This is a genomic window from Streptomyces sp. NBC_00344 (genome assembly GCF_036088315.1).
In the GTDB taxonomy this organism is placed as follows: Bacteria; Actinomycetota; Actinomycetes; order Streptomycetales; family Streptomycetaceae; genus Streptomyces.
Genome location: NZ_CP107996.1, coordinates 4,046,823 through 4,066,557 on the forward strand (window position 1 = coordinate 4,046,823; position 19,735 = coordinate 4,066,557).

General features: G+C 68.7%; 19 protein-coding genes. 6 read left to right on the plus strand and 13 right to left on the minus strand.

Annotated elements, in window-relative coordinates; all coding sequences use genetic code 11:
• The first annotated feature begins 5 nt into the window (after positions 1 to 5).
• Entirely contained in the window at positions 6 to 827 is an 822-nt protein-coding gene (locus OHS16_RS18290; RefSeq protein ID WP_328538279.1) for an SDR family NAD(P)-dependent oxidoreductase, read from the plus strand.
• 245 nt (positions 828 to 1,072) lie between these two features.
• Positions 1,073 to 1,750, plus strand: coding sequence for a hypothetical protein (locus OHS16_RS18295; protein WP_328538280.1), 678 nt, complete (start codon positions 1,073 to 1,075; stop codon positions 1,748 to 1,750).
• A gap of 85 nt (positions 1,751 to 1,835) precedes the next feature.
• Here the strand turns inward: OHS16_RS18295 and OHS16_RS18300 are convergent, their stop codons facing one another.
• The 3 genes from OHS16_RS18300 to OHS16_RS18310 are packed head-to-tail and all read right to left on the minus strand — an operon-like array spanning position 1,836 to position 4,863.
• Positions 1,836 to 2,681, minus strand: coding sequence for a DMT family transporter (locus tag OHS16_RS18300; RefSeq protein WP_328538281.1), 846 nt, complete (start codon positions 2,679 to 2,681; stop codon positions 1,836 to 1,838).
• On the minus strand, positions 2,678 to 3,166 hold the full coding sequence (locus OHS16_RS18305) for a YbaK/EbsC family protein (protein ID WP_328538282.1): 489 nt from the start codon (positions 3,164 to 3,166) through the stop codon (positions 2,678 to 2,680). Before OHS16_RS18305 ends, OHS16_RS18300 begins: the two co-directional genes overlap by 4 nt.
• A gap of 44 nt (positions 3,167 to 3,210) precedes the next feature.
• Positions 3,211 to 4,863: a penicillin-binding transpeptidase domain-containing protein gene (locus OHS16_RS18310; protein ID WP_328538283.1), complete on the minus strand. Its 1,653-nt coding sequence runs from the start codon at positions 4,861 to 4,863 to the stop codon at positions 3,211 to 3,213.
• Positions 4,864 to 5,141: 278 nt separating this feature from the next.
• On the opposite strand from OHS16_RS18310, the gene OHS16_RS18315 reads away from it, so the two are divergent.
• Positions 5,142 to 5,804: a histone deacetylase gene (locus tag OHS16_RS18315; protein WP_328538284.1), complete on the plus strand. Its 663-nt coding sequence runs from the start codon at positions 5,142 to 5,144 to the stop codon at positions 5,802 to 5,804.
• Between the two features lie 179 nt (positions 5,805 to 5,983).
• On the opposite strand, the gene OHS16_RS18320 is transcribed toward OHS16_RS18315, so the two are convergent.
• The 9 genes from OHS16_RS18320 to OHS16_RS18360 form a co-directional block, all read right to left on the minus strand.
• Positions 5,984 to 7,243 (minus strand): tyrosine-type recombinase/integrase, encoded by a 1,260-nt coding sequence (locus OHS16_RS18320; protein WP_328538285.1) that lies wholly within the window; start codon positions 7,241 to 7,243, stop codon positions 5,984 to 5,986.
• A gap of 72 nt (positions 7,244 to 7,315) precedes the next feature.
• A complete protein-coding gene (locus OHS16_RS18325; RefSeq protein WP_328538286.1) occupies positions 7,316 to 7,555 on the minus strand; it encodes a helix-turn-helix domain-containing protein in 240 nt (79 codons plus the stop codon).
• 441 nt (positions 7,556 to 7,996) lie between these two features.
• Positions 7,997 to 9,478 (minus strand): ATP-binding protein, encoded by a 1,482-nt coding sequence (locus tag OHS16_RS18330; protein WP_328538287.1) that lies wholly within the window; start codon positions 9,476 to 9,478, stop codon positions 7,997 to 7,999.
• Positions 9,471 to 10,334, minus strand: a complete 864-nt coding sequence (locus OHS16_RS18335; protein ID WP_328538288.1) for a bifunctional DNA primase/polymerase — start codon at positions 10,332 to 10,334, stop codon at positions 9,471 to 9,473. Before OHS16_RS18335 ends, OHS16_RS18330 begins: the two co-directional genes overlap by 8 nt.
• A 95-nt stretch (positions 10,335 to 10,429) precedes the next feature.
• A complete protein-coding gene (locus OHS16_RS18340; protein WP_328538289.1) occupies positions 10,430 to 12,271 on the minus strand; it encodes an ATP-binding protein in 1,842 nt (613 codons plus the stop codon).
• Between the two features lie 313 nt (positions 12,272 to 12,584).
• Positions 12,585 to 13,055 (minus strand): hypothetical protein, encoded by a 471-nt coding sequence (locus OHS16_RS18345; protein ID WP_328538290.1) that lies wholly within the window; start codon positions 13,053 to 13,055, stop codon positions 12,585 to 12,587.
• Positions 13,056 to 13,074: 19 nt separating this feature from the next.
• Positions 13,075 to 13,431, minus strand: coding sequence for an RRQRL motif-containing zinc-binding protein (locus OHS16_RS18350; protein WP_328538291.1), 357 nt, complete (start codon positions 13,429 to 13,431; stop codon positions 13,075 to 13,077).
• Positions 13,431 to 14,429: a DUF2637 domain-containing protein gene (locus OHS16_RS18355; protein WP_328538292.1), complete on the minus strand. Its 999-nt coding sequence runs from the start codon at positions 14,427 to 14,429 to the stop codon at positions 13,431 to 13,433. The genes OHS16_RS18350 and OHS16_RS18355 overlap by 1 nt, the downstream gene beginning before the upstream one ends.
• Entirely contained in the window at positions 14,426 to 14,689 is a 264-nt protein-coding gene (locus tag OHS16_RS18360) for a DUF6284 family protein (protein WP_328538293.1), read from the minus strand. The genes OHS16_RS18355 and OHS16_RS18360 overlap by 4 nt, the downstream gene beginning before the upstream one ends.
• Positions 14,690 to 15,180: 491 nt before the next feature.
• Between OHS16_RS18360 and OHS16_RS18365 the strand changes: the two genes are divergently transcribed.
• The 3 genes from OHS16_RS18365 to OHS16_RS18375 all read left to right on the plus strand — a co-directional run bounded on the left by OHS16_RS18365 (position 15,181) and on the right by OHS16_RS18375 (position 16,858).
• A complete protein-coding gene (locus OHS16_RS18365) occupies positions 15,181 to 15,963 on the plus strand; it encodes a GntR family transcriptional regulator (RefSeq protein ID WP_328538294.1) in 783 nt (260 codons plus the stop codon).
• Positions 15,960 to 16,481, plus strand: coding sequence for a GNAT family N-acetyltransferase (locus OHS16_RS18370; protein ID WP_328538295.1), 522 nt, complete (start codon positions 15,960 to 15,962; stop codon positions 16,479 to 16,481). Before OHS16_RS18365 ends, OHS16_RS18370 begins: the two co-directional genes overlap by 4 nt.
• Before the next feature lie 191 nt (positions 16,482 to 16,672).
• Positions 16,673 to 16,858: a hypothetical protein gene (locus OHS16_RS18375; RefSeq protein WP_328538296.1), complete on the plus strand. Its 186-nt coding sequence runs from the start codon at positions 16,673 to 16,675 to the stop codon at positions 16,856 to 16,858.
• A gap of 1,097 nt (positions 16,859 to 17,955) precedes the next feature.
• Here OHS16_RS18375 and OHS16_RS18380 read toward each other — a convergent pair.
• Positions 17,956 to 19,725: a dolichyl-phosphate-mannose--protein mannosyltransferase gene (locus OHS16_RS18380; RefSeq protein ID WP_328538297.1), complete on the minus strand. Its 1,770-nt coding sequence runs from the start codon at positions 19,723 to 19,725 to the stop codon at positions 17,956 to 17,958.
• Positions 19,726 to 19,735: the final 10 nt, after the last annotated feature.

The following is a 19,735-nucleotide window of genomic DNA, read 5'->3' on the forward strand; positions in this document are numbered from 1 at the left end:
GATGCATGGAGCGAACGGGGCGGTTCGACGGGTACGCGGTACTGATCACCGGTGCGGGACGAGGGATCGGCGAAGCCACCGCACGGAGATTCGCCGATGAGGGCGCCCGTGTCCTGGTCACCGACCTGGACGGCGCGCGCGCCGAGAAGGCCGCGGCGACCATCCCCGGCGCGGCGTCGTTCGCCTGCGATGTCACCGACCGGACCGCCGTCGAGGCGGCCGTGGCGCATGCGGTGGCCGAGTTCGGCGCCCTCGACGTCCTGGTCAACAACGCCTACGCCTGTTCCCCCGACACCCCGCTCTTCGAGGACCAGGACGACGCGTCATGGCACCGTGACCTGGACGCAACCCTGTCCGGAGCGTTCCGGGCCTCACGGGCCGCGCTGCCGCACCTCGCGGCAGCCGGCGGGCGTGGCGCCATCGTCAACGTCGGCTCCGTCAACGGCGCGCAGGACTTCGGCAACCACGGCTACAGCGCGGCCAAGGCGGGCCTGACGAGCCTCACCCGCACCCTGGCCGGCTCGGCCGCGCCCCGCGGCGTACGAGTCAATCTGGTCGAGCCCGGCACCATCCGCTCCGAGGCCTGGGCCGGTCGCGACCGCGCCCTGGCACGGCTCGCTCCGGTCTACCCGCTGGGACGAGTGGGCGAGCCGGACGACATCGCGGCGGCCATCGCCTTCCTCGCCTCGTCCGACGCCTCCTGGATCACCGGAACGACTCTGCGGGTGGACGGCGGGCTGCTGGCGGTCAACACGTCGTTCCGCCGGGCACTTCCCACTGAGAGCGACGAGGCCGAGCAGGGCGACGCCGAGCCGGACGACAGCTGACATACGTTCTTCGCGGGCCCGACGGATCCGGCTCCGGCGACTGCGGGTTCCGGTGGCAGCCGCTGCCGGCAACTGCGGTACGTGTCAGTGGGGCGTCCTAGGGTCGTCGGCATGGATGGCCGCCGGACAACCCCTCTGCTGAAATTCGTGAACATCTCTCCCGGTGTTGTTCACGGGCCGCTCATACGAGTGTTCCGATGACACTTCGCGGTCTGTTGCGCACGTTTTTTTAAGGGGGGTATGCCGTGGGGCGGGAATTCGAGGACGTGGTCAGTCCCTACAGCGAGCGGAATGTGATCACCTCAGTCCAGGACCTGATGCGCGCGGACGGGGTGGCGGTGACTCTCAGCGCGATCGCCCGGCGCAGTGGAACGTCCCGGAACTTCCTCTACCGCTGGTGGAGATCTCCGGAGGCCCTGCGGCAACTCGCGGTCACAGCCGAGGTGATGACCGTCTTCGACACCGCCGAACACGCCTGTCCCAGTCGGGGGACCATCTCCGGAACGGTTGCCCATCTGGTGCACGTGGCACGGGGCATCCGCAGCCATCCGACCACGGCGGCCATCGCCCGGACATCCCCCGCGTCGATGGCCGGCGCGCTCACCGCGATGGACGGTCCGCTACCCGATGCGGTGTGCCACCGGCTGCGGCAGATCCTCCATTCGTTGCGGCTGGCCGACGCGGTGCGTGAGCGGGAGGCGGTCGACGCGCTGGCCTGGAAGATCCTGTGGATCGCACGGCCCGCCGCCCTGTGCCCGCAGGCGCTCGGTGACAAGGACCGTGAGCGGACACTGGACCTCGGCCTCGGCCTGCTGCTGAGTGACCTGCTGACAGCTGCCGCCCGGGCCGCCGTCGAACCGCAGCCCGTCGAACCGCAGCCCGTGGAACCGCAGCCCGTGGAACCGCAGCCCGGTGAGGTGTGAACGGTGCCCCCGGAGCGAGATGCCGTCCGGCGCAGTCCGGATGCCGGGCAGTGATGACCGGAGCAGGCGGACGGCAGGGGGCCGGCTACCCGGCGTGCAGCATCAGGCCGATGCCGACGACCATCAGTCCGGCTGCCGCGATGCGTGGCCGGCCGAAGCGTTCCTTGAAGAAGACGGCTCCTATCGCCGCACCCACGATGATCGACGACTCGCGCAGCGCCGCTATCGGCGCGAGCGGCGCCCGGGTCTGGGCCCACAGGACCAGGCCGTACGCCACGACGGACATGGCCGCGCCGATGAGCCCGCGCACCGCGTACGGCTTCAACTGGGGCATAAGCAGGGCGCGTCGGCGGTGAAGGGCGTAGACCGGGATGGCGATGCCTTCGAGGATCATGAGCCAGGCGATATAGCCGAGCGACGAACCGGATGCGCGCACCCCGACGCCGTCGACCGTGGTGTACGAGGCGATGGCAAGGCCGGTCGCCAGGGCGGCGGCGATGGCCGGCCAGTGCGGGCGGGAGCCCCGCAGGCCCCACAGGGCCACCCCGACGAGCCCGGTGCAGGAGACAGCGACACCCGCCAGCTGCCAGCCGTCCGGGGTCTCATGCACGAAGGCCGCGGCCAGCACGGTCACCACCAGAGGTGCGGTGCCTCGCGCGATCGGGTACATCTGCCCGAAGTCGCCGAGGGTGAACGAGCGCATCAGCAGCAGCATGTAGGTGACGTGCAGAGCGGCCGAGCCGATCAGATACGGCCATGCGGCGGCGGCCGGGAACGGCACGAACGACGCCGCGAGCAGCCCGAGTGCGGCCCCGCCGCCGGATATGAGTGTGAACGAGAGCAGCTGGTCCTTGATGTGGTGGGCTATCGCGTTCCAACTGGCGTGCGTGATCGCGGCGATGACCACCGCGGTGATGACCGTCAGCGTCACGCGGCGTCCTCCCGGACGTCGGCCGGCGTGGCACCCGCGTACGCGACCAGCGACTTCGGCTCCAGCGCGAAGACCGTGTGCGGGGTCCCGGCGGCTGCCCACACCACCGGGTGTCGCAGCAGCCCCCGGTCGGCGACGACCCGGGTGCGGGTGCGGTGGCCGAACGGCGGGACGCCGCCGATGGCGTATCCGGTGGTCTCGCGTACCAGCGCGGCATCGGCACGCGTGACCTTCTCGGCGCCGAGCACGGCGCGTACGAGATCGACATCGACGCGCGAGGACCCGTCCATCAGGACCAGCACGGGAACCCCGTCGGCCTCGAAGATCAGCGACTTGACGATCGCGCTCAGCTCGCAGCCGATGGCGGCCGCGGCTTCGACGGCGGTGCGGGTGGCTTCGGGGAAGGTGCGGACCTCGACCGTCAGGCCGAGGTCCCGCAACGCTTCGGCGAACCGTGGGTGGACAGCAGGTTCGGAAGAACTCATGGCCCGCACGCTAACGTCCCGCGTGCGGGCCGTGCCAGCAGGTATCACCCCGCGCGGAGCACCGCCGCGACCACCGGACCTGCGGCATCCCCGCCGTGCCCGCCGGACTGGACGACGGCAGCGGCGGCCAGATCGTCGCTGAATCCGGTGAACCAGCTGTTGGACTTGCCCTGCGCGTCCACCTCGGCCGAACCGGTCTTGGCTCCCTTGTAGCCACCGACGCCGGACATGGCCACGGTGCCCGTGCCGTACGGCGCGGTCGCGGTGAGATGCATCATGTCGCGGAGCTGTTGCGCGGTGTTGTACGGCAGGGACTGCCCGGTGGCGCGCCCGCCGTCGATCAGGGACTTCGGCACGATGACCGGCTGGCGGAAGGTGCCGTTGCGGGCGGTTGCGGTGACGGACGCCATATTGAGCGGGTCCATCTGGACCAGGCCCTGACCGATCATCGCCGCCGCGGTGTTGGGTCCGGTGGTCTGCGGGACGCTGCCGTCGAACGAGGGGATGCCGACGTTCCAGACCTTGCCGATGCCGAAGTACTTCTCCGCCGTCGAGGGCAGCGCGGTGTCCGCGATGTGGCGGTTGTTGAGTATGCCGACAGGCTTGATGAAAGCGGTGTTGCAGGAGCGGGCGAAGCTCATCGCGAGCGTGCCGCCGGATATCGAGAAGTTGTCCAGGTTGTGGAATGTCTGGCTCTGCCAGGTGACGTCCGGCGGGCACAGGACCGGGCTGTGCTCACTGGCCAGGCCGTTGTTGATGAGCATCGCGGCCGTCATGATCTTCATCGTCGAGCCGGGCGCGAGCTTGCCCTGCATCGCCGCGTTGAAGCCGTCCGCCCGGTTGTTGGCGACCGCCCGTATCTCGCCGGTACCGGCCGACACCGCGGCCACCGACGACTCGCTGAACTTCCTCACCGCCGTCTCGGCCGCCGCCTGCACCCCGGCATCCAGCGTGGTGTGCAGCAGCGCCGGCTTGCCCTTGGCCAGTACCACCAGCGTCCTGGCCGGCGCGCTGTCGGCGGAACCGCTCTCAATGGCGGTTTCGATGCCTGGCTTGCCGCCCGCCTTGTCGCCGTACTTATCCCGCAATGCGTCCAGCACCGGTCCGAGCGAGGGGTACTTCTCCTTCGTCAGTTCGGTCCCGTTCCGGTCGACGGCCTTGATCGGCGCGGAGGCCGCCTCGCCGGTCCTGATCGTCTCGCCCTTCTTGAGGTCCGGGTGGATCACCGACGGTTCCCAGTCGACCAGGGCCTTGCCCGTGCTCAGCCCTCTGACCACGGTCAACGAGGATGAGTACGACCAGGGCTTGGTCTTCCCCTCGTACGAGACGGTGGCCTTGACCGTGTACGGCACCTTCGCGCCGGCCGCCGCCCCCGGTGACAGCGTCACCTTGCTGACATGCGCGTCCTCGGAGTAGCCGGCCAGCAGGGGCTGTGCGTCGGTCGCGTTGTTGGTGAGCTGCGAGGCCTTGTCTGCGTCGCCACTCGCCCACGCGGCTAGGAAGTCCTTTGCCGTACGGCTGATCTCGTCCCCGCTCGGCGGCCCGGTCCGCACCGGCGCGGCCTGTGTCGTGCTGCCGCCTCCGCCACCGCTGGTGCTGTTGAGCCCCGTCCATACGTTGTAGGCGCCGTACCCCACACCGCTGAGCACGATGGCGAACACCCCGCCGACCAGACCCATCTTTGTCCCACCACGCATCGCTGCGTCCCCTCCCCAGGAGTCTCCTTGAACATGTTCAAGAGAGTTACGGCAGCAGCGTACGGGACGGCTGGGACATCTGTGGAAGCCGTTACATGACCGGGACCATGGCCCGTGTCACACCCAAGTGTCCATCCGCATACGGTCGTTCCCCGGGTTGTTGGCTCCGATCCGCTCCGAGCGGTGAGCCGCACGTTTCTGCCGGGTGACCGGTCCGTCATCCGGTATGACGTGTACGGCGAGTACATCCACCTGTCACCACCCAGGAGCGCCGGCCGATGACGACCGCACACCCGATTGACCCGGGCCGAACGAAAGACCGGTCCCCGAGGCAGGTCTGGTACGCCTCGTACGGCTCCAACATGCACCTGGAGCGGCTCACTTACTACATCAAAGGAGGCAGGCCGCCCGGCGCGAGCGTCACGCACCCGGGGTGCAGGGACCGCGACCTGCCGCGACGGTCCATTCCCGTGGAGCTGCCGGGGACCCTGTTCTTCGCTACGGAGTCACGTGTCTGGGGCGGCGGCCGGGCTTTCTACGACCCTCACGGAGAGGGGCGGGTGCTCGCGCGGGCTCATCTGGTCTCGGCGTCGCAGTTCTCCGACATCGCCGCCCAGGAGATGTACAGGGAGCCGTGCGGTGACCTCGATCTGACGGAGGTACTCGCGACCGGCGTCGCACGACTGGGTGACGGGCGCTACGAGACGCTCGTCTGTCCCGGGCAGGTGGACGGTCTGCCCGTGGTCACCTTCACCGCCCCTTGGGGCGCGAACGACGTGCCAGGGACCGAGCCCTCTTCGTCATACGTGCGGTGCCTCGCCCTCGGCCTGCTGGAGGCCGGGCCGTGGGACGCGGCCACGGTGGCCGCCTACGTCGCGTCGGCCCCTGGAGCCGGCGTCCGGTGGACCGCGCAAGCCGTCCGCACGCTGACGGGGCAGTGACGGGCGGGCCGCGGCCGGCCTGCTGCTACACCCAGGTGGTCAGCCACATCCGGTCGTTCCACTGGCTGAGCGGAATCGCGTCCCCGGTGAACAGCGGCCAGAAATAAATGAAGCCTCCGGCAGCAAGGGCCATGCGGCCCCGACCAGCATGTTCGCTGCTGATCGGGGCCGCGAAGTGGCTATGGGGCCGTCTCTGGGCCGTGATCATGCTCCGGGGGCGCCTCGTACAGACTGTCCACGGCCTTGCGGGTACGTCCCTCGCTGCTCGGCATCAGGTGCGTGTACGTCCGCAGCGTGAACCCTGGGTCGGAGTGACCGAGGTACTGACTCAGGGCCCGGATGTTCTCGCCAGCATCGAGTAGGACCGACGCGTAGAAGTGCCTCAACGCGTGCATGCCGTCCTCGGGAGCCGCTGCATACCGCTGGCCCTCCTCAGGCTGCGGAATGATGCCCGCGACCGCGAGAGCAGGCTTCCAGATTCGGTCGTTGAAGTGGCTCACCCTTACGTGGTCGCCGGACGCTCCGGTGAAGATGAGCCGCTTCGTCACAGGAGGCCCATCGGGAGTGCGCCATGGCAACGTCACCTCGACCGGGGCGTATTTCTCGGAGTGCTCACGAAGGGCGGTGGATACGGCGTGGGGGAGTGGCACGTCTCGTACTTTCCCGCCCTTGGGCAGAGCAAAGACGAACTTGCCGCGAATGCGCTTCAGCTGATGCCCCAAAGCGAGCCAGCCGCCCGTTTCGTTAATTTCATCTACCGACAGTCCGAAGACCTCGCCTTGTCGTAGACCGCATCCGCCGGCCACATCCACTGTTGCTCGCATGCGTTCAGGGAGTGCGGCGCGAACGCCGAATACCCGAGCCGAAGTCCATGGAACGACTCGGGGAGGGCTCGCCTTGGGAATCTGTACCGATCGAGCTCGGCATGGGTTCTTTGCCAGCAGCGTGTCATCCACGGCCGCGCTGAGAGCAGCCGAGACCGTTCCGAAGATGATGCGCCGGTGGGAGCTGGCGGGAACCCTGGTCTCCAGCTCGCCCAGCCACGTGCGGATGTGACCCGGCTGGAAGGACGCAAGGGGGCGCGTTCCGATGAACGGATACGCGTGGAGTCGGAGCCGCCGTTCTGCCGCTTCACGGCTGTTGATCTCGGTCGTGTGAGTCGCTACCCACTTCTCTGCGAACTGCTGAAAGGTGATGCGCGCCGCGCGGGGATCGATGTACTGCCCCCGCGACATGTCGGCGGCCGTCTCATTCAGCCACTGCTCTGCAAGGCGCTTCTGCCGGTCGGGGAATGACTTGCTCTTCTCTGTGCCGTCAGGGCCGACGTAGCGGGCGCGGTAGCGCATGCCGGTGCCGTGTCGCTCGCTCTTGACCTTTCGGGTCTTGCCATCCTGGGTGGTTTCGGTCTTGTACCAGCGGTCTTGGATGTGGCCGGCCACGTAAGGCTCCTTGGGGCGGGACGTGGCAGGGGCCCGACCGTTGTGGCCGGGCCCCTGCTGTTGGGCGTTGGGTTAGGCGGCGGCAGCGGTCTTGCGTTGCCTCACGTAGGCGCTCACGTCGTCGGGGTCGTAGCGGAGGTGTTTGCCGATACGGAAGCCGGGCGGGCCGGTGTGCTTCTTGCGCCACTGGTAGACGGTTTCGCGGGGGACGCCGAAGATCTCGGCGATGTCGTCGGGAGTGAGGTACCGATCTGGTAGGCCGCCGCGAAGGGTGGCGCGGGGGTCGGGCTGAGCGGAACTGGTTCGGCTCATGGAGTTCCTCGGAGGTTGAGGCACGTCGGTTTCGGGGGGCCGGCTCTGTGTGTCCGAGGTTCGGATTTCTGCGTCACCGCGTCATCAGCGTCACTTGAGGCTCTGACCTGCTGTTTTGGGTGACGCGGCGGATCGAGCGTGCGTCACCGGTGCGTCATCGGCTGCGTCACCGGGTGACGCAGGTGACGCAGGATGACGCAGAGCCTGCCGTCTGCGTCATCGCTGTTGGCGCAGGTCAGGCGCCGTTTTCCGGGCCGGGTGACGCGGGTGACGCAGCGTCTTCCTACTTAGGACAAAGATGGGGCTGCCTGTTGTAGTTGGGTGCGCCTTACAGAGCGAAGAAGGAGCCGCTGCGCGGCGCGCCCTGGGGGCGGCGTTCCGCCGAACAGCAAGAGGAGCACGTGCTCCTCTTGCCGTTCGCTTGAACGTGCGGATCGCGGGTCAGAACGCCCGCGATTGCTCGTGCGGAGGCAGGGTCAGGGCGATGGTGCGGGTCATTTCGAGGTAGCGGCCCGCTTTGGTGCGGCCCGAGTCGATGAGCACACCCCGGGCTGCCAGGGTGGGTTGGAGGCGCTTGAGCCGGTCGGAGAGGACTTTCCCGGTGGTGGGCCATCCCTTGGGCAAGGGGTGTAGTCCATCGTCGATGTAGAGGCGGCTGAGGCAGGCCAGCCACTCGGTGGACGTCATCTGCTGCGCGGCTCCCGGCTCGATGGTGTCGGCGTGCCTGAGGACCGTCTGCGCGAGGAGATCGCCCTCGATCACGTCGTCGTTCAGGTCGTCCAGACTGGCCCGGTACGCAGGCAGAGACCCGAGGCCGGTCGCCGCATCGAACTGCGCACACAGGTGCGCGAAATCCGCCATCCGCAGATCGGTCGGGGTCTCCGCCTCGGCCGCGCGGACCTTGACCGTGAGGTCCAGGAGCGAGCCGAGGACGACGGGCAGAACCTCCGCGTAGTCCGCCCACAGTTCGGCCTCGGTGCGCCGGACGCTGGGGCGTTCCAGGCGGAGCGGCAGGAGCCGTTCGGCGAGGTCGGGGCGGATGACGCCGACGTCGATGCCGGTGAGGAGTAGGGGGCGGCGGTAGCCGACGCGGAAGACGTCTCCGTCGGTGAACAGGGCGCGCTTGACGCTCTCGGCGCCGGTGACGATGCAGCACATGGCGTCGGATAGGTCCGGGGTCATGTGGGAGAGGTTGTCCAGGGCGGTGACCCATCCGGCGGCCACTGCCGCGATCAGGTTCTCTTCATCCTTCGGTGCCCTGCGCAGGTCACCGCTCATGCCCTCGATGATCCGCACGAGCATCCGGCCACCCGTGGATTTCCCCGCGCCCTGCGGGCCGGTGAGGAACGGCGCGGGCACGGGCACGGACGGCCCGAGGCAGCCAATCAGCCATGCGATGGCCAGGCACTCGGTCTCGGCGTTGGCGAAGTTGCACAGCCTCATCAGCAGATCGATTCCCTTGCCTTCGGTGTCCTTGACCGGCAGCGGGAGTTCGCCGGTGAGCTGCGTGCGCCGCCAGCAAACCTCGCGGGGGTCGGGGGTGAGGATGTCCCAGCCGGTGGGATGGATGCGGATGGACTGCCCGTCATCGCGTCCCAGGTCCAGCCACGTCGCCCCGTCGAAGCCGGGGGCCACGCGGATATGGACCGGCTGGACGGTCTCGGTCAGTGCGAGTGCTTCGATCAAGTCCAGTGCCTCCTTGATGGCGGACCCGTTGAATGCGCCGCGACCGTCCCTGTACAGGCCGACCATGAGTTCCTGGCGGTGGCTGCCGGTGGTGCCCTGGGAGCGGATCGGTCGGGCGACGGGGTGGCCGTTCTTCTGTGCGTACACGGTCCCGTCAGCGGTGCGGAAGTACCGGAAGTGCTCCTGCGCGTAGTCCGCGATGACCTCGCGGGCGGGCGTCTTGTCGTCCTCAGACATGGCTCAGTCCCAACGTGGTCAGGGCGTTGGTCCACGCGTCGGCGCAGTGCCGGGGCGATTCGCCCTTGGCCTGCGCTGCGGTGAACAGCCGCGCGGTGTGTGTCTCGGTGAGGCAGCCGCACCGGCCGTGCGTGGACAGCACCGCGAGGAATGTTCGGTAGACGGTGGCGTGCACCGCCTCATGGGCCTCGGTGATGCGCTGCTCCGCCATGGCGATCCCGCGATCCAGATAGGTGGGCGTGCGGTGCGGGCAGCCCCCGCCGCCGACCGGCGCGGGCATCGTGACGGCTACCGGGCGGGCCGTGGTCGGCTGCTTCACGGTCAGGGCGCGCACGATGTCCGGCAGGGGCGCCATGGTGCCGGTGCCGGGGCCGAGCCACCGGGCGTATTGCATGGACGACTTGATGTCCACGCCGGGGCGTACGGCGTTGGCGGACTGCATGGGACCCATGTAGAGCCAGTGCTCGCCGCGCGTTGTCGGCACGGTTCGCGTGGGGGGCAGAGTCTCGCGGGCCCACGTGATGGCTTCGGCGTGGTCCAGGTCCACGACCGTCAGCCAGGCTCCGCCGGGGTGATAGGCAACCGCGCTCGCTTGCACCCATGCGCGGCGCCACATGCCGGACTGGATGACGTCCGGATCCGTGGTCGCGGCGGCCCAGCCGTGGCAGGGCGCCGGGCAAGTGCAGGGCCCGGGGGTCTTCATGTTCGGCCGGCCACCACACACGTTGTCGGCGCAGCGGCGGCAGTTCCCGAACGGCACCTTCCCCGCTCGTAACGGCAGTACCGGCACCCCGGAGGCTGCGAGGGAGAGCGCGGTAGCGAGGTGCTCTCGCCGAATGTCTGTCGGTTGGGTCATGCTGGAGGTCTCCAGTTCCGTATCAGCGTGCTGGATTGGCGGCGGCCCCGGTTCTTGCCGGAAGGGGGGCCGCCGTTGTCGTTCGTCGGGGGTGGTCAGGCCGCTTGCTGGCCGGGCAGGAGTTGGCCGTCTGCGGTCCTGTGCACGGCTCGGTCGGCGGTGAGGGCCCTGATTTCGCGGGAGACGGTGCCCTTGTTGAGGCCGGTCCGGTCGGCCACGTCCTTGGCCGTCCGGGCCCCGGTCTGAACGGCGGTCAGCACCTTGTCCCGGTTGCTCAGCGCCCCGGACGGTGTGGCGGTCTCCTTGACCAGGTGCAGGGGTCGCGGCGCCTGTCCGCCGGTTGCCTGGTCGGGGGTCCAGATCGATTTGGGCAGTGCGCGTACTCCCGCGTCGTCGAGGGTCCAGGTGCGGAGCATGCGCGGCCCGTAGCCTTTGAGGTAGCCGTGTCCTCGGTACTCGCGGCCGTCGGGGATCTGGTGCGGCGCGTAGTGCGCGCAGTCGTCGAGCGCGACCTGTGCTTGTGTCGTGCCGGCCACCCGCAGCGAGAACCTGGTGAGGAGGTTGGGTGCGATCAGCTTGTGCACGCCTGGAGCGCTGCCGTCGGTGAGCGGGTACTGGGTGGCCCACCACAGAACGACGCCGCGCGAGCGGCCGAGCGAGGACAGCTCGATCAGGCGTTGCAGCCGGTCTTTGTCCTTGCTGATCAGGGCCAGGATCACCTGTCCCTCATCCACGACGACGGTGAGCTGACGTCCGTCCCACACGCTGATGCCGCGCTGCTTCATGTCCACCTTGCGGCGGGTCATCTCGGCGTGCGCATCGTCCACACCGGCCGTGATCTCGTCGCGTTCCACGGCGACGCGGCACGAGTGTTCCCAGATGTTGGCCTCTTCGCCCTTGCCGTCGATGAGGAGCAGGTCCCCGCGCAGGTGCGCGGTTGCCATGAGCGGGCGGAACGACCAGGACTTGCCGGTGCCGGACGCGCCGGACACCAACAGCCGCTCATCGAACGGGATCAGGACCTCATCACCGGTCTCGGTGTCCAGACCGAGGCTCATCGCCATCGGATCGGCCGGGATGCGGTCCGGGGTCCACAGCGAGGAAACGCCCGCGGCTGCCGACCGAGTCGCCAATGTGAGGACGGCCCAGCCGCCGCGCGAGGCGGACGTGATCCGTATCCGCAGCGCGGTGCGGGCTCCGAGCAGGGCACGGACCGAGTCGGCCTTGTCCGCGAGCGTCTTGACGGTCCACGTCCCGTCCAGCCGGATCTCACACCGGATGCCGCCCGGCTCCATGGCCGGGGGCGTGGTGACCGTGCCGGACAGGCCACGGTCGGGGGCGTGCTCCACCCAGTACGACGGGTCAAGCCGTTCCATGAGCTGACGCTCTTCCAGCGAGACGGACTCGTCCACCGGCACTCGCAGCGTGCGGCGACCGAGCGCGAGACCGGCCACGTTCGCGCCGACCAGTACGGCGGACGTGGCGGCCGGCCACAGGGCCAGGTGCGAGGCGGACATGAGCGCGGACGTGACGACCGTGGGCACGGTGTGCAGCGAGTGCGCTTGAATCGCCCGGGCCTTGAGCGTGCTGGGGTAGTTCACCCGGGCGGCTTTGAGCTTGGCCCGGGTGTCGCGCTCGTGCCGCGCGGCTGCCTTGCTCGCCACCCGGGCGGCGCGGCGTCCGGCCGCGAACGGATTGTTCGACGCGGCGCGCGCGGTGAGTTGCTGCGACTTGGCGGTGGCCTGTGTGGAGCGTGCGGCGTTGTGCTCCTTCTGCGCCGCCATGAGCGCCTTGAGGTGCTCCGGGGTGCGCAGTTTGTCCCGACGGTCCGCCTCAAGGTCCCAGCGGACCGCGAACGGAACACAGACGGGCGCGAGTGAATCCAGCGCGTTGTTGGTGGTGTTGGCAGTGGTCGACCATGCTTGCTTCCAGTCCACGAAAGGGTCCTCCAAGACCGTGGATGAGGGCCGGTGCGCCGTTGCGTGGCGTCACCGGCCCGCCCGAGTTGCAGGGGGGCGGGGCTGTCGGTTGCGTCGACAGCACCGGTTGAACCCCTGCAACCACCTGTGACCTGCGAAGTTGCAGAGTTGAGCGGTGGGGAGGGGTGGGGCCCTACGCGCACGCGCGCGTAGAGCGGCGGAAAATGGGGCCGTGCAACCCCCTCGCAGGGCCCTGTAAGGCCGTTCGCAGCCCTGGGGGTCTGGACCCACATGCGAGGGGGGTCAGGGCTTCTGCGGGGCGTAGGGCGGTTCAGTGTGTGGAGCGGCCGAACCACCGGTTGTTGACCGTGGTGTGGTGAACCGTGGTGGGGCGGCTGGTGCCGAGCAGGGCCGGGGCGAGCCGGGAGGCGACGACCGCGATCGCGGCCCACATCACCGCCGACCCGAGACCGGCCAACGCGCTGATGATCTGGCCTGCACCGATGAGGAGTTGCCCGGCCCCGAATCCGGCGCCCCCGGCGAGCAGTCCACCGGCCGCGAGGCGCTGCGCACGCGGGTCGAGCAAGGGTTGCGGGGTGAGGTCCCGGGGCTGGTAGGCGGCGGGGGCACTCGGCAGGTGCTCCCGGAGCACGGCGACCATGCGCCCGTCCGGGGCGGGGACGTAGACGACGGTGCCCTGTTCGCCGTGCAGTCGCACCGCGCCGGTGAGGGGCGTATCTGGGATGGTCGGCCACCCGGGGAGGGGTGCCATGGCGGTCTCGCGGTATTCGGCGGCAGTCACGATGTGGTCCTCTCGCTGGTCAAGCCGGGTGTTGGTTGGGGGAGTCAGCGCAGGGCACGCACATGCCGAGTGAGCGCGGGATGCAGTATCCGGCGTCTCGGTGGCAGTTCGGACAGGTCCGGCGCGCGGTCATGGCCTTGGCCAGCGCGGCGGCGCGGCCCGGCGTCATCGGGCGTACGGGCTTGGCGCTGTCGATGCGGTAGAGGTAGGCGACCAGCGGGCCCCGCCGTCGACGGGGGCGCTGGACTTCGGCGGCCACGTCCTGGCCCCCTGGACGCAGCCCCATCGCACGGAGCTGGCGCCGGGTGGCCATACCGTCCGGAGCAAGCCGCCACCGATACACAGGAAGCGAGCCACTGGCCGTTGCGGTGGTCATCAGCGGCCTGCGACGGAGACGCCGTTGACGGGCTCACGGAGTTCGGCGTAGCGGCTGGAGATCCAGCCGACCGACCAGCCGCACAGCTCGGCGGCGGTCCGCACCGACATGCCCTCCGCATGAGCGGCGGCCACGATGGCACGCGCGTCGTCCTCCGACAGCTTCTCCGTGACGGGCCCGGCGGACAGAAGCGCGGCGCGTTCACGCGCGGCCCGCTCCTCACGCTCCTGCCGTTCACGGCCCTCCCGCTCGGCAAGCTCGCGCTGCTCCCGCCTGGCGTGTTCGGTGGCCTCTTGTTCACGGCGTTCACGCTCCCGTTCACGCTGTTCACGCTCGCGCTCGACGCGTTCACGCTCGTCCCGCTCCGCTTGTTCGCGGGCCTGCTCGCGCTCGCGTTCCTCACGCCGAGCGGCGGTCTCCCGCTCGGTCTGTTCACGGGCCATGCGGGCTTCCTGCTCCCGCTGTTCACGCGCCAACGCCGCTGTGTGCTCGCGTTCCTCACGGGCCCGGCGGGTGGCCTCCTCCCGCCGCTCGATGGCGGCGCGTTCACGGGCTTCCCGCTCGGCTTGCTGCTTGGCCTCCAGCGCCACCACGGCCGCCGTAATCGCCCGACGGTAGGCGAGTCCGGTCTCCGCCGTGACGATCAGCAGCAGCGGCGCGACCGCGTGCACGGCCACGCCCACCAGGTCGTTCTTCAGTGCGGAGTCGGCCACGTTGAGGGCGAGCGTCATGCAGCCGGTCATCCACCGCAGCGCAATGGGCCACCGCCCGCCGTTGCCCCCGAGCCGGGCGAGCACCGCGTCCAGGCGGACCACGATGACCACGGCCGCATCCACTACCAGGGGCAAGATGGGGGCCGTCCAGCCCCACTTTTCGGGGGTGTGAGCGGAGGCGAGCGGGGTGACGGTGAGGATCGAGTAGAGCATCGCGCCCGCCACGATCAGCCACGTGCCGGCCGACAGGGCGCGCTCTGCTGAACGGATATGAACAGCGTTCACGCGGCACCGCCCGACTGCCCGGCGCGGCCGTTGACCTGCTCACGGTGAGCGGCGAGCACCCGGCGCCGAGCGCGGCGGATACGCCGCTCGTCCACCTCGGTGGGCGCCCGGTCGATGACGATGATCTGCGCGTCCAGCAGGTCGACGTCCGCCAGGATCAGCGGCATCTCCGCCTCGATCGCGTCCAGCTCCGCGTCCGTCGGCTCCATGAAGCCGGCGAATGCGGTAACAGCTTCCTGAACAGTGACGATGTGCTTCATTGGGTCGTGTTCCTCTCACGCAGGAACGGCCCGAAAAGCGGTCCCGGTGTTACAGCACCGGGGCCGCGCGCCGTTGTGGGGTGATCAGCCACGCAAGAAGCGCGGCCCGGCCGCCTGACAGCGGCCGGAGTGCCCCGGGCGAGATTCGATCTCGCGCCCTTCGCGGCTGGATGCCGGGGCGGTGTGGTGTCTCCTTTGGGGTGTCGCGCCCGTATCAGGTAGCGCGGCATGACCCCGTTGTAGGCGTATGGAGACGTGACCTTTCGGTCTAAGCCCTCCCGAATGACCAGGGTCGGGGGCGCCCTCGGCCCGCTCTGTCCCGGGCCCCTTCGCCCCGTCCCCCTGTCTTATGACACAGGGGTATCGAGGCGCTGTAGCTATTGTCCGTACAATGGCTACAGTCAGGATGTTGGCAGAGCCGTTGTCTGATCGCAAGGGCATTGGCCGTATTGACTGGACAATGCAGTCAGCCTGCGGCTTCTATGGGAGGCATGGCAGTGACCCGACTCGGGCGAAACCCGATGTACCAGCAGATTGCGGACGCGTTGCGGGAGCAGATCACGTCTGGAGATCTCGCGCCGGACGCGAAACTTCCGACGGAAGCGGAGATGCGCGACCGGTACGGCGTGTCGCGCGAGACCGTACGCAAGGCGCTCGCTCAGCTCGTGAACGAGGGGCTTGTCGTCTCAGCCCGTCCCCAGGGTCACTTCGTTCGGCGACGTCGACCGATGGTGTTCCGCCCTCAGGCGGAGTTCCGGAAGCGGCCGTACTCGCCGGAGATGGACGCCTTTATGACCGAGTACTCGGCAGAGGGGCGCGAGCCGCGGCAGGAAATCGAGGTGGCCATCGTGGAGCCGCCCGAGGATGTCGCCAAGCGACTGCGCCTTGAACCGGGCGAACTTGTAGCGGTCCGGAAGCGGGTCCGCTATCTCGACGGCGAGCCCTTCAACATCAATGACAGCTACTTCCCGCTCTCGATCGTTCGGGATTCAGAGATCATGCGTCCGGAAGACATCGTCCGTGGCGCTAATGAAGTACTGGGCGAACTGGGGTATCGGCAGGTCCGGGCGCTGGATGAGCTGTACGTCCGGATGCCCACACCGGAGCAAGTGCGCCGCCTTGACCTCGGCCCCGGAACGCCGATCGGTGTCCACGTCATCACCGGACATACGGCTGAGGGGCAGCCCGTGCGGGTCGCGGTCACTGTGCTCCCCGGCGACCGGCACGTGATCTCCTACGAGCGACAGCGCGAAGAACCGAACGAGGATGTATGACGGATCTACTCATCCGTCCCGGTCGCCTGGATGAATTGGGCACCGTGGAGGGGCTGCTGCGCGAGGCGTCCATGTGGCTCGCCTCGCGCGGCATCGATCAGTGGCAGTACCCCCCGCACCGTGATCGCATCATGGCTGCCTTGGAACGGGGTGTGTGTTTCCTCGCCTTTGAGGATGGCGAGCCGATCGCGACCATCCAAGTGGACGACTTTGCGGACTCGGAGTTCTGGACCCTGGAAGATGATGCGGGCGCAGCGCTCTATGTGCACCGCATGACTGTCAGCAGGCACGCGGCCAGCCGTGATGTCGGGGCGAAGTTGTTGGATTGGGCTGCGGGACGGGCTGCAGCGCAGGGCAAGCGATGGCTGCGCCTGGACGCGTGGAAGGACAACGAAGGGCTGCACCGGTACTACGAGGGAGCAGGCTTCACTCTTATACGCATTGTGGACCTTCCGCATCGCAGGTCAGGAGCTCTGTTTCAGCGCCCGTCCGAATCCGATCCCGAGGCAAACGAGTAACCGGCGGCAGACGCCGGAGGTCGGCCAGGGCGGGGGCCTGCCGCGAGAATCCGTCGTACTTCGGTCCGGAGGCCAACCTTCAGGCCGCAACTTGTCGACGGTCTGTGCAAGGGCGGCCTCATCGGCGGATCTGCCCGCGCAAACGAAGCCCCACCCCGGACTGGGCACAGCCCAGCCCAGTGCACCACTTGGTGGACGCTGAGATCGACATCATCATCATCATCAAGGGAGACCACGACTTCGACGATGAGAGAACCAAGGTCGCCGACTTCACCAAGCGAATCAAGAACGGCTCCGAGAGGAAGCAGGCACCCTCAAGCCCCTTCCCGGGCTCTTCACCTGGGCATGTGAAGCCCAGGTTGCCCCACAACGGCTGACCGCTTCTTTTGGGACTTCGACCAGCGCGGCCGCGCTGAACCCCTCGGAGACGCGGGGACTTGACCTCCAATGCGCACTGGGTTGTCGGAGGCGTAGGTCAAGATGTGTGTGCGTCACCGCGACGCCCCAGCGACGAAGGAAGACCCCGAACCGCGGCCTTGCTGGCCGGCAGCCGCTACTCGGGGCCCTCACTTCATCTGTCGTCGGGACCGCACCACCGCGCAGGAAGCGAGATTCCGTGACTACAACCGAAGGTACCGCAGAGCACTGTCAGAGCCCTGGTCGTGGGCCCGTATGGATCGCAGTCGCCGCTGTGGCTGCGAGCATACCGACCATGGTCATCTTGGCCTTGACTGGGCATTCGGCAGAGGCGCAGCTCGCGGGAGGGATCGGTGTCGGCATGATCGCGCCGATCACGGCCCTCCTGGCCCAGCTCGGCCGAGGAGACCAGGGCGACCGGCCTGAACCTCCGACCCCGACCACTACGCCCAGCCCCATCCAGCTCACAGTCCACGTTCATCAGTCAGCCGTTGACTACCGTCCCGTCGGCCCGCCCGGCCAGTAGAGGTTGCGGCTGTGGCCTGGCGACTACGGGCCACAGCATTGGCCGCTTAGCCGCTCTACGCGAAGTTGAGCCGGGCCCGCAAGGTCTGAACCGAGGCAGGCGGCTCCAGGGCAGAGGGCCGAGCGGCGTGATACCGGCGCCTTGCCTTACCTGGGCCCCGCTACCCCGATGTCCATGCCGTCCGCAGTCCTCCTCAGCTCACCGTTTGCGCCCACTGCCGCATCCAGCGACAGCGCCCAGTGCATAGGAGCTGAGGGCGGCTCGCGTGACAGCACGGACCGGGCAACCTGAAGAGTTCAGGAACTGGACACGAGCTCATCGTCCAGGAGTGTGCCGTCGAGTACCTCTACGACGAGCCACACTCTGTCTCGCGCTAGGGCAATGGAGCGGTGTGGACTGATCGTTGAGTGAGTGAAGCCTGTGCCGGGCCGTCCCTGGGCCGTCCGAAGGCGACCTACGACAACCACGAACGACCGACAACGACCACGAGGGCTCGGCAGCCTGCCGGGCCCTCAGGGCATGTCTGCCCTGCTAGACCCAGGTGGTAAGCCACATCCGGTCGTTCCACTGGCTGAGCGGAATCGCATCCCCGGTGAACAGCGGCCAGAAATAAATGAAGTTCCAGACGATCAACAGCACCAGCACACCCGCGCCGATCGCCCCCACGGCCCTCCGGCGCTCGCTCGACCCCGGCGGGCCCAGCATCGCGCCGATCATCATCGCGACCGCGAGACAGAGGAACGGCACGAAGACGACCGCGTAGAAGAAGAAGATCGTCCGCTGCTGGTACATGAACCAGGGCAGATAGCCGGCCGCGATCGCGCAGGCGATGGCCCCGGCCCGCCAGTCGCGGCGGAAGAGCCAGCGCCACAGGACGTAGAGCACGGCGAAGCACGCGGCCCACCAGAGCAGCGGTGTACCGATCGCCAGGACCTCGCGGGCGCAGTTCTCGGTGCCGGTGGGGCAGCCGTCGACCCCCGGCTTGGGGGACTCGTAGAAGTACGAGACCGGCCGGCCCATGACCAGCCAGCTCCACGGGTTCGACTGGTACTGGTGCCCCTCGGTCAGATTCACATGGAAGCTGTAGACCTCGGACTCGTAGTGCCAGAAACTCCGCAGCGGCGCGGGAACCCAGCCCATGCCGACCTGCGGCAGATGGACCGTACCGAGCACGGGCAGCTTGATGTGGTCGGGGGAGAGGCCGCCGCGGTGGTTGGCCCAGTCGCGGAAGTAGCCGCCGGACGTGGCGAACCAGCCGGCCCAGGAGGCGAGGTAGGTGGCCACCGCCACGGGCACCGTGGACACGAAGGCGGGCAGTACATCGCGCCGCAGCACCGCACGGTAGGGCTGTACCGCACCGGCGGTACGGCGCGCGCCGACATCCCAGAGCACGGACATCACGGCGAAGAAGACCAGGACGTAGAGGCCGTTCCACTTGGTCGCGGCCGAGAGGCCGAGCATCACGCCGGCCGTGATCCGCCAGGGCCGCCATCCGAGGCGCAGCGCCGATGCGACCGAGTCGTCGGGCCGCAGCCCGCCCTCCTCCGCCACCGGGAGGGCGCCGGCGAGCCGGGATCTGGTGCTGTCCCGGTCGATCAGCAGACAGCCGAAGGCCGCCACCACGAAGAACATCACGATCAGATCGAGCAGCGAGGTGCGGCTCATCACGAAGTGCAGTCCGTCGACGGCGAGCAGCAGACCCGCCAGGCACCCCAGCAGCGTCGAACGCAGCAGCCGCCGCCCGATCCGGCAGATCATCAGCACCGAGAGGGTGCCGAGCACAGCCGTCATGAAGCGCCAGCCGAAGGGGGTGAAGCCGAAGAAGTACTCACCCAGGCCGATGATCCACTTGCCGACCGGCGGATGCACCACATAGCCGGGATCGGCCGGCACGGTGACATGCGACGGATCGGCGAGGACCGCGCTGTTGATGTTGTCCGGCCAGTGGCCCTCGTACCCCTGGTGGATCAGCGCCCAGGCGTCCTTGGCGTAGTACGTCTCATCGAATATCACCGCATGCGGGCTGCCCAGGTTCCAGAAGCGCAGGATCCCGGCGATCAGCGTGACCAGCAGCGGACCGCCCCACGCCGACCAGCGCAGCAGCCGTTCGGCGGTCGCGGGGGAGATGCCCAGCACACTCCACACCTGGGTGCCGGGCACGGTGAACGGCGGCACCAGCCGCTCACGCAGGCCGATCTGCCGCGGAGCCGTGTAGCCGAACCGGCGGAGTCGGCGTGCCCAGGTGGGCGGCTGGTCTCCGGCGTCGTGGCCCTTCAGGGCTTGAGGCGCTGTACTCGTCACCGCGCCATCG

Coding starts and splice junctions, on each gene's coding strand:
- OHS16_RS18290 (WP_328538279.1), top strand. CDS start 6: ATGGAGCGAACGGGGCGGTTCGACGGGTACGCGGTACTGATCACCGGT.
- OHS16_RS18305 (WP_328538282.1), bottom strand. CDS start 3,166: ATGAGTTCTTCCGAACCTGCTGTCCACCCACGGTTCGCCGAAGCGTTG.
- OHS16_RS18310 (WP_328538283.1), bottom strand. CDS start 4,863: ATGCGTGGTGGGACAAAGATGGGTCTGGTCGGCGGGGTGTTCGCCATC.
- OHS16_RS18315 (WP_328538284.1), top strand. CDS start 5,142: ATGACGACCGCACACCCGATTGACCCGGGCCGAACGAAAGACCGGTCC.
- OHS16_RS18325 (WP_328538286.1), bottom strand. CDS start 7,555: ATGAGCCGAACCAGTTCCGCTCAGCCCGACCCCCGCGCCACCCTTCGC.
- OHS16_RS18330 (WP_328538287.1), bottom strand. CDS start 9,478: ATGTCTGAGGACGACAAGACGCCCGCCCGCGAGGTCATCGCGGACTAC.
- OHS16_RS18335 (WP_328538288.1), bottom strand. CDS start 10,334: ATGACCCAACCGACAGACATTCGGCGAGAGCACCTCGCTACCGCGCTC.
- OHS16_RS18350 (WP_328538291.1), bottom strand. CDS start 13,431: ATGACCACCGCAACGGCCAGTGGCTCGCTTCCTGTGTATCGGTGGCGG.
- OHS16_RS18360 (WP_328538293.1), bottom strand. CDS start 14,689: ATGAAGCACATCGTCACTGTTCAGGAAGCTGTTACCGCATTCGCCGGC.
- OHS16_RS18365 (WP_328538294.1), top strand. CDS start 15,181: ATGGCAGTGACCCGACTCGGGCGAAACCCGATGTACCAGCAGATTGCG.
- OHS16_RS18370 (WP_328538295.1), top strand. CDS start 15,960: ATGACGGATCTACTCATCCGTCCCGGTCGCCTGGATGAATTGGGCACC.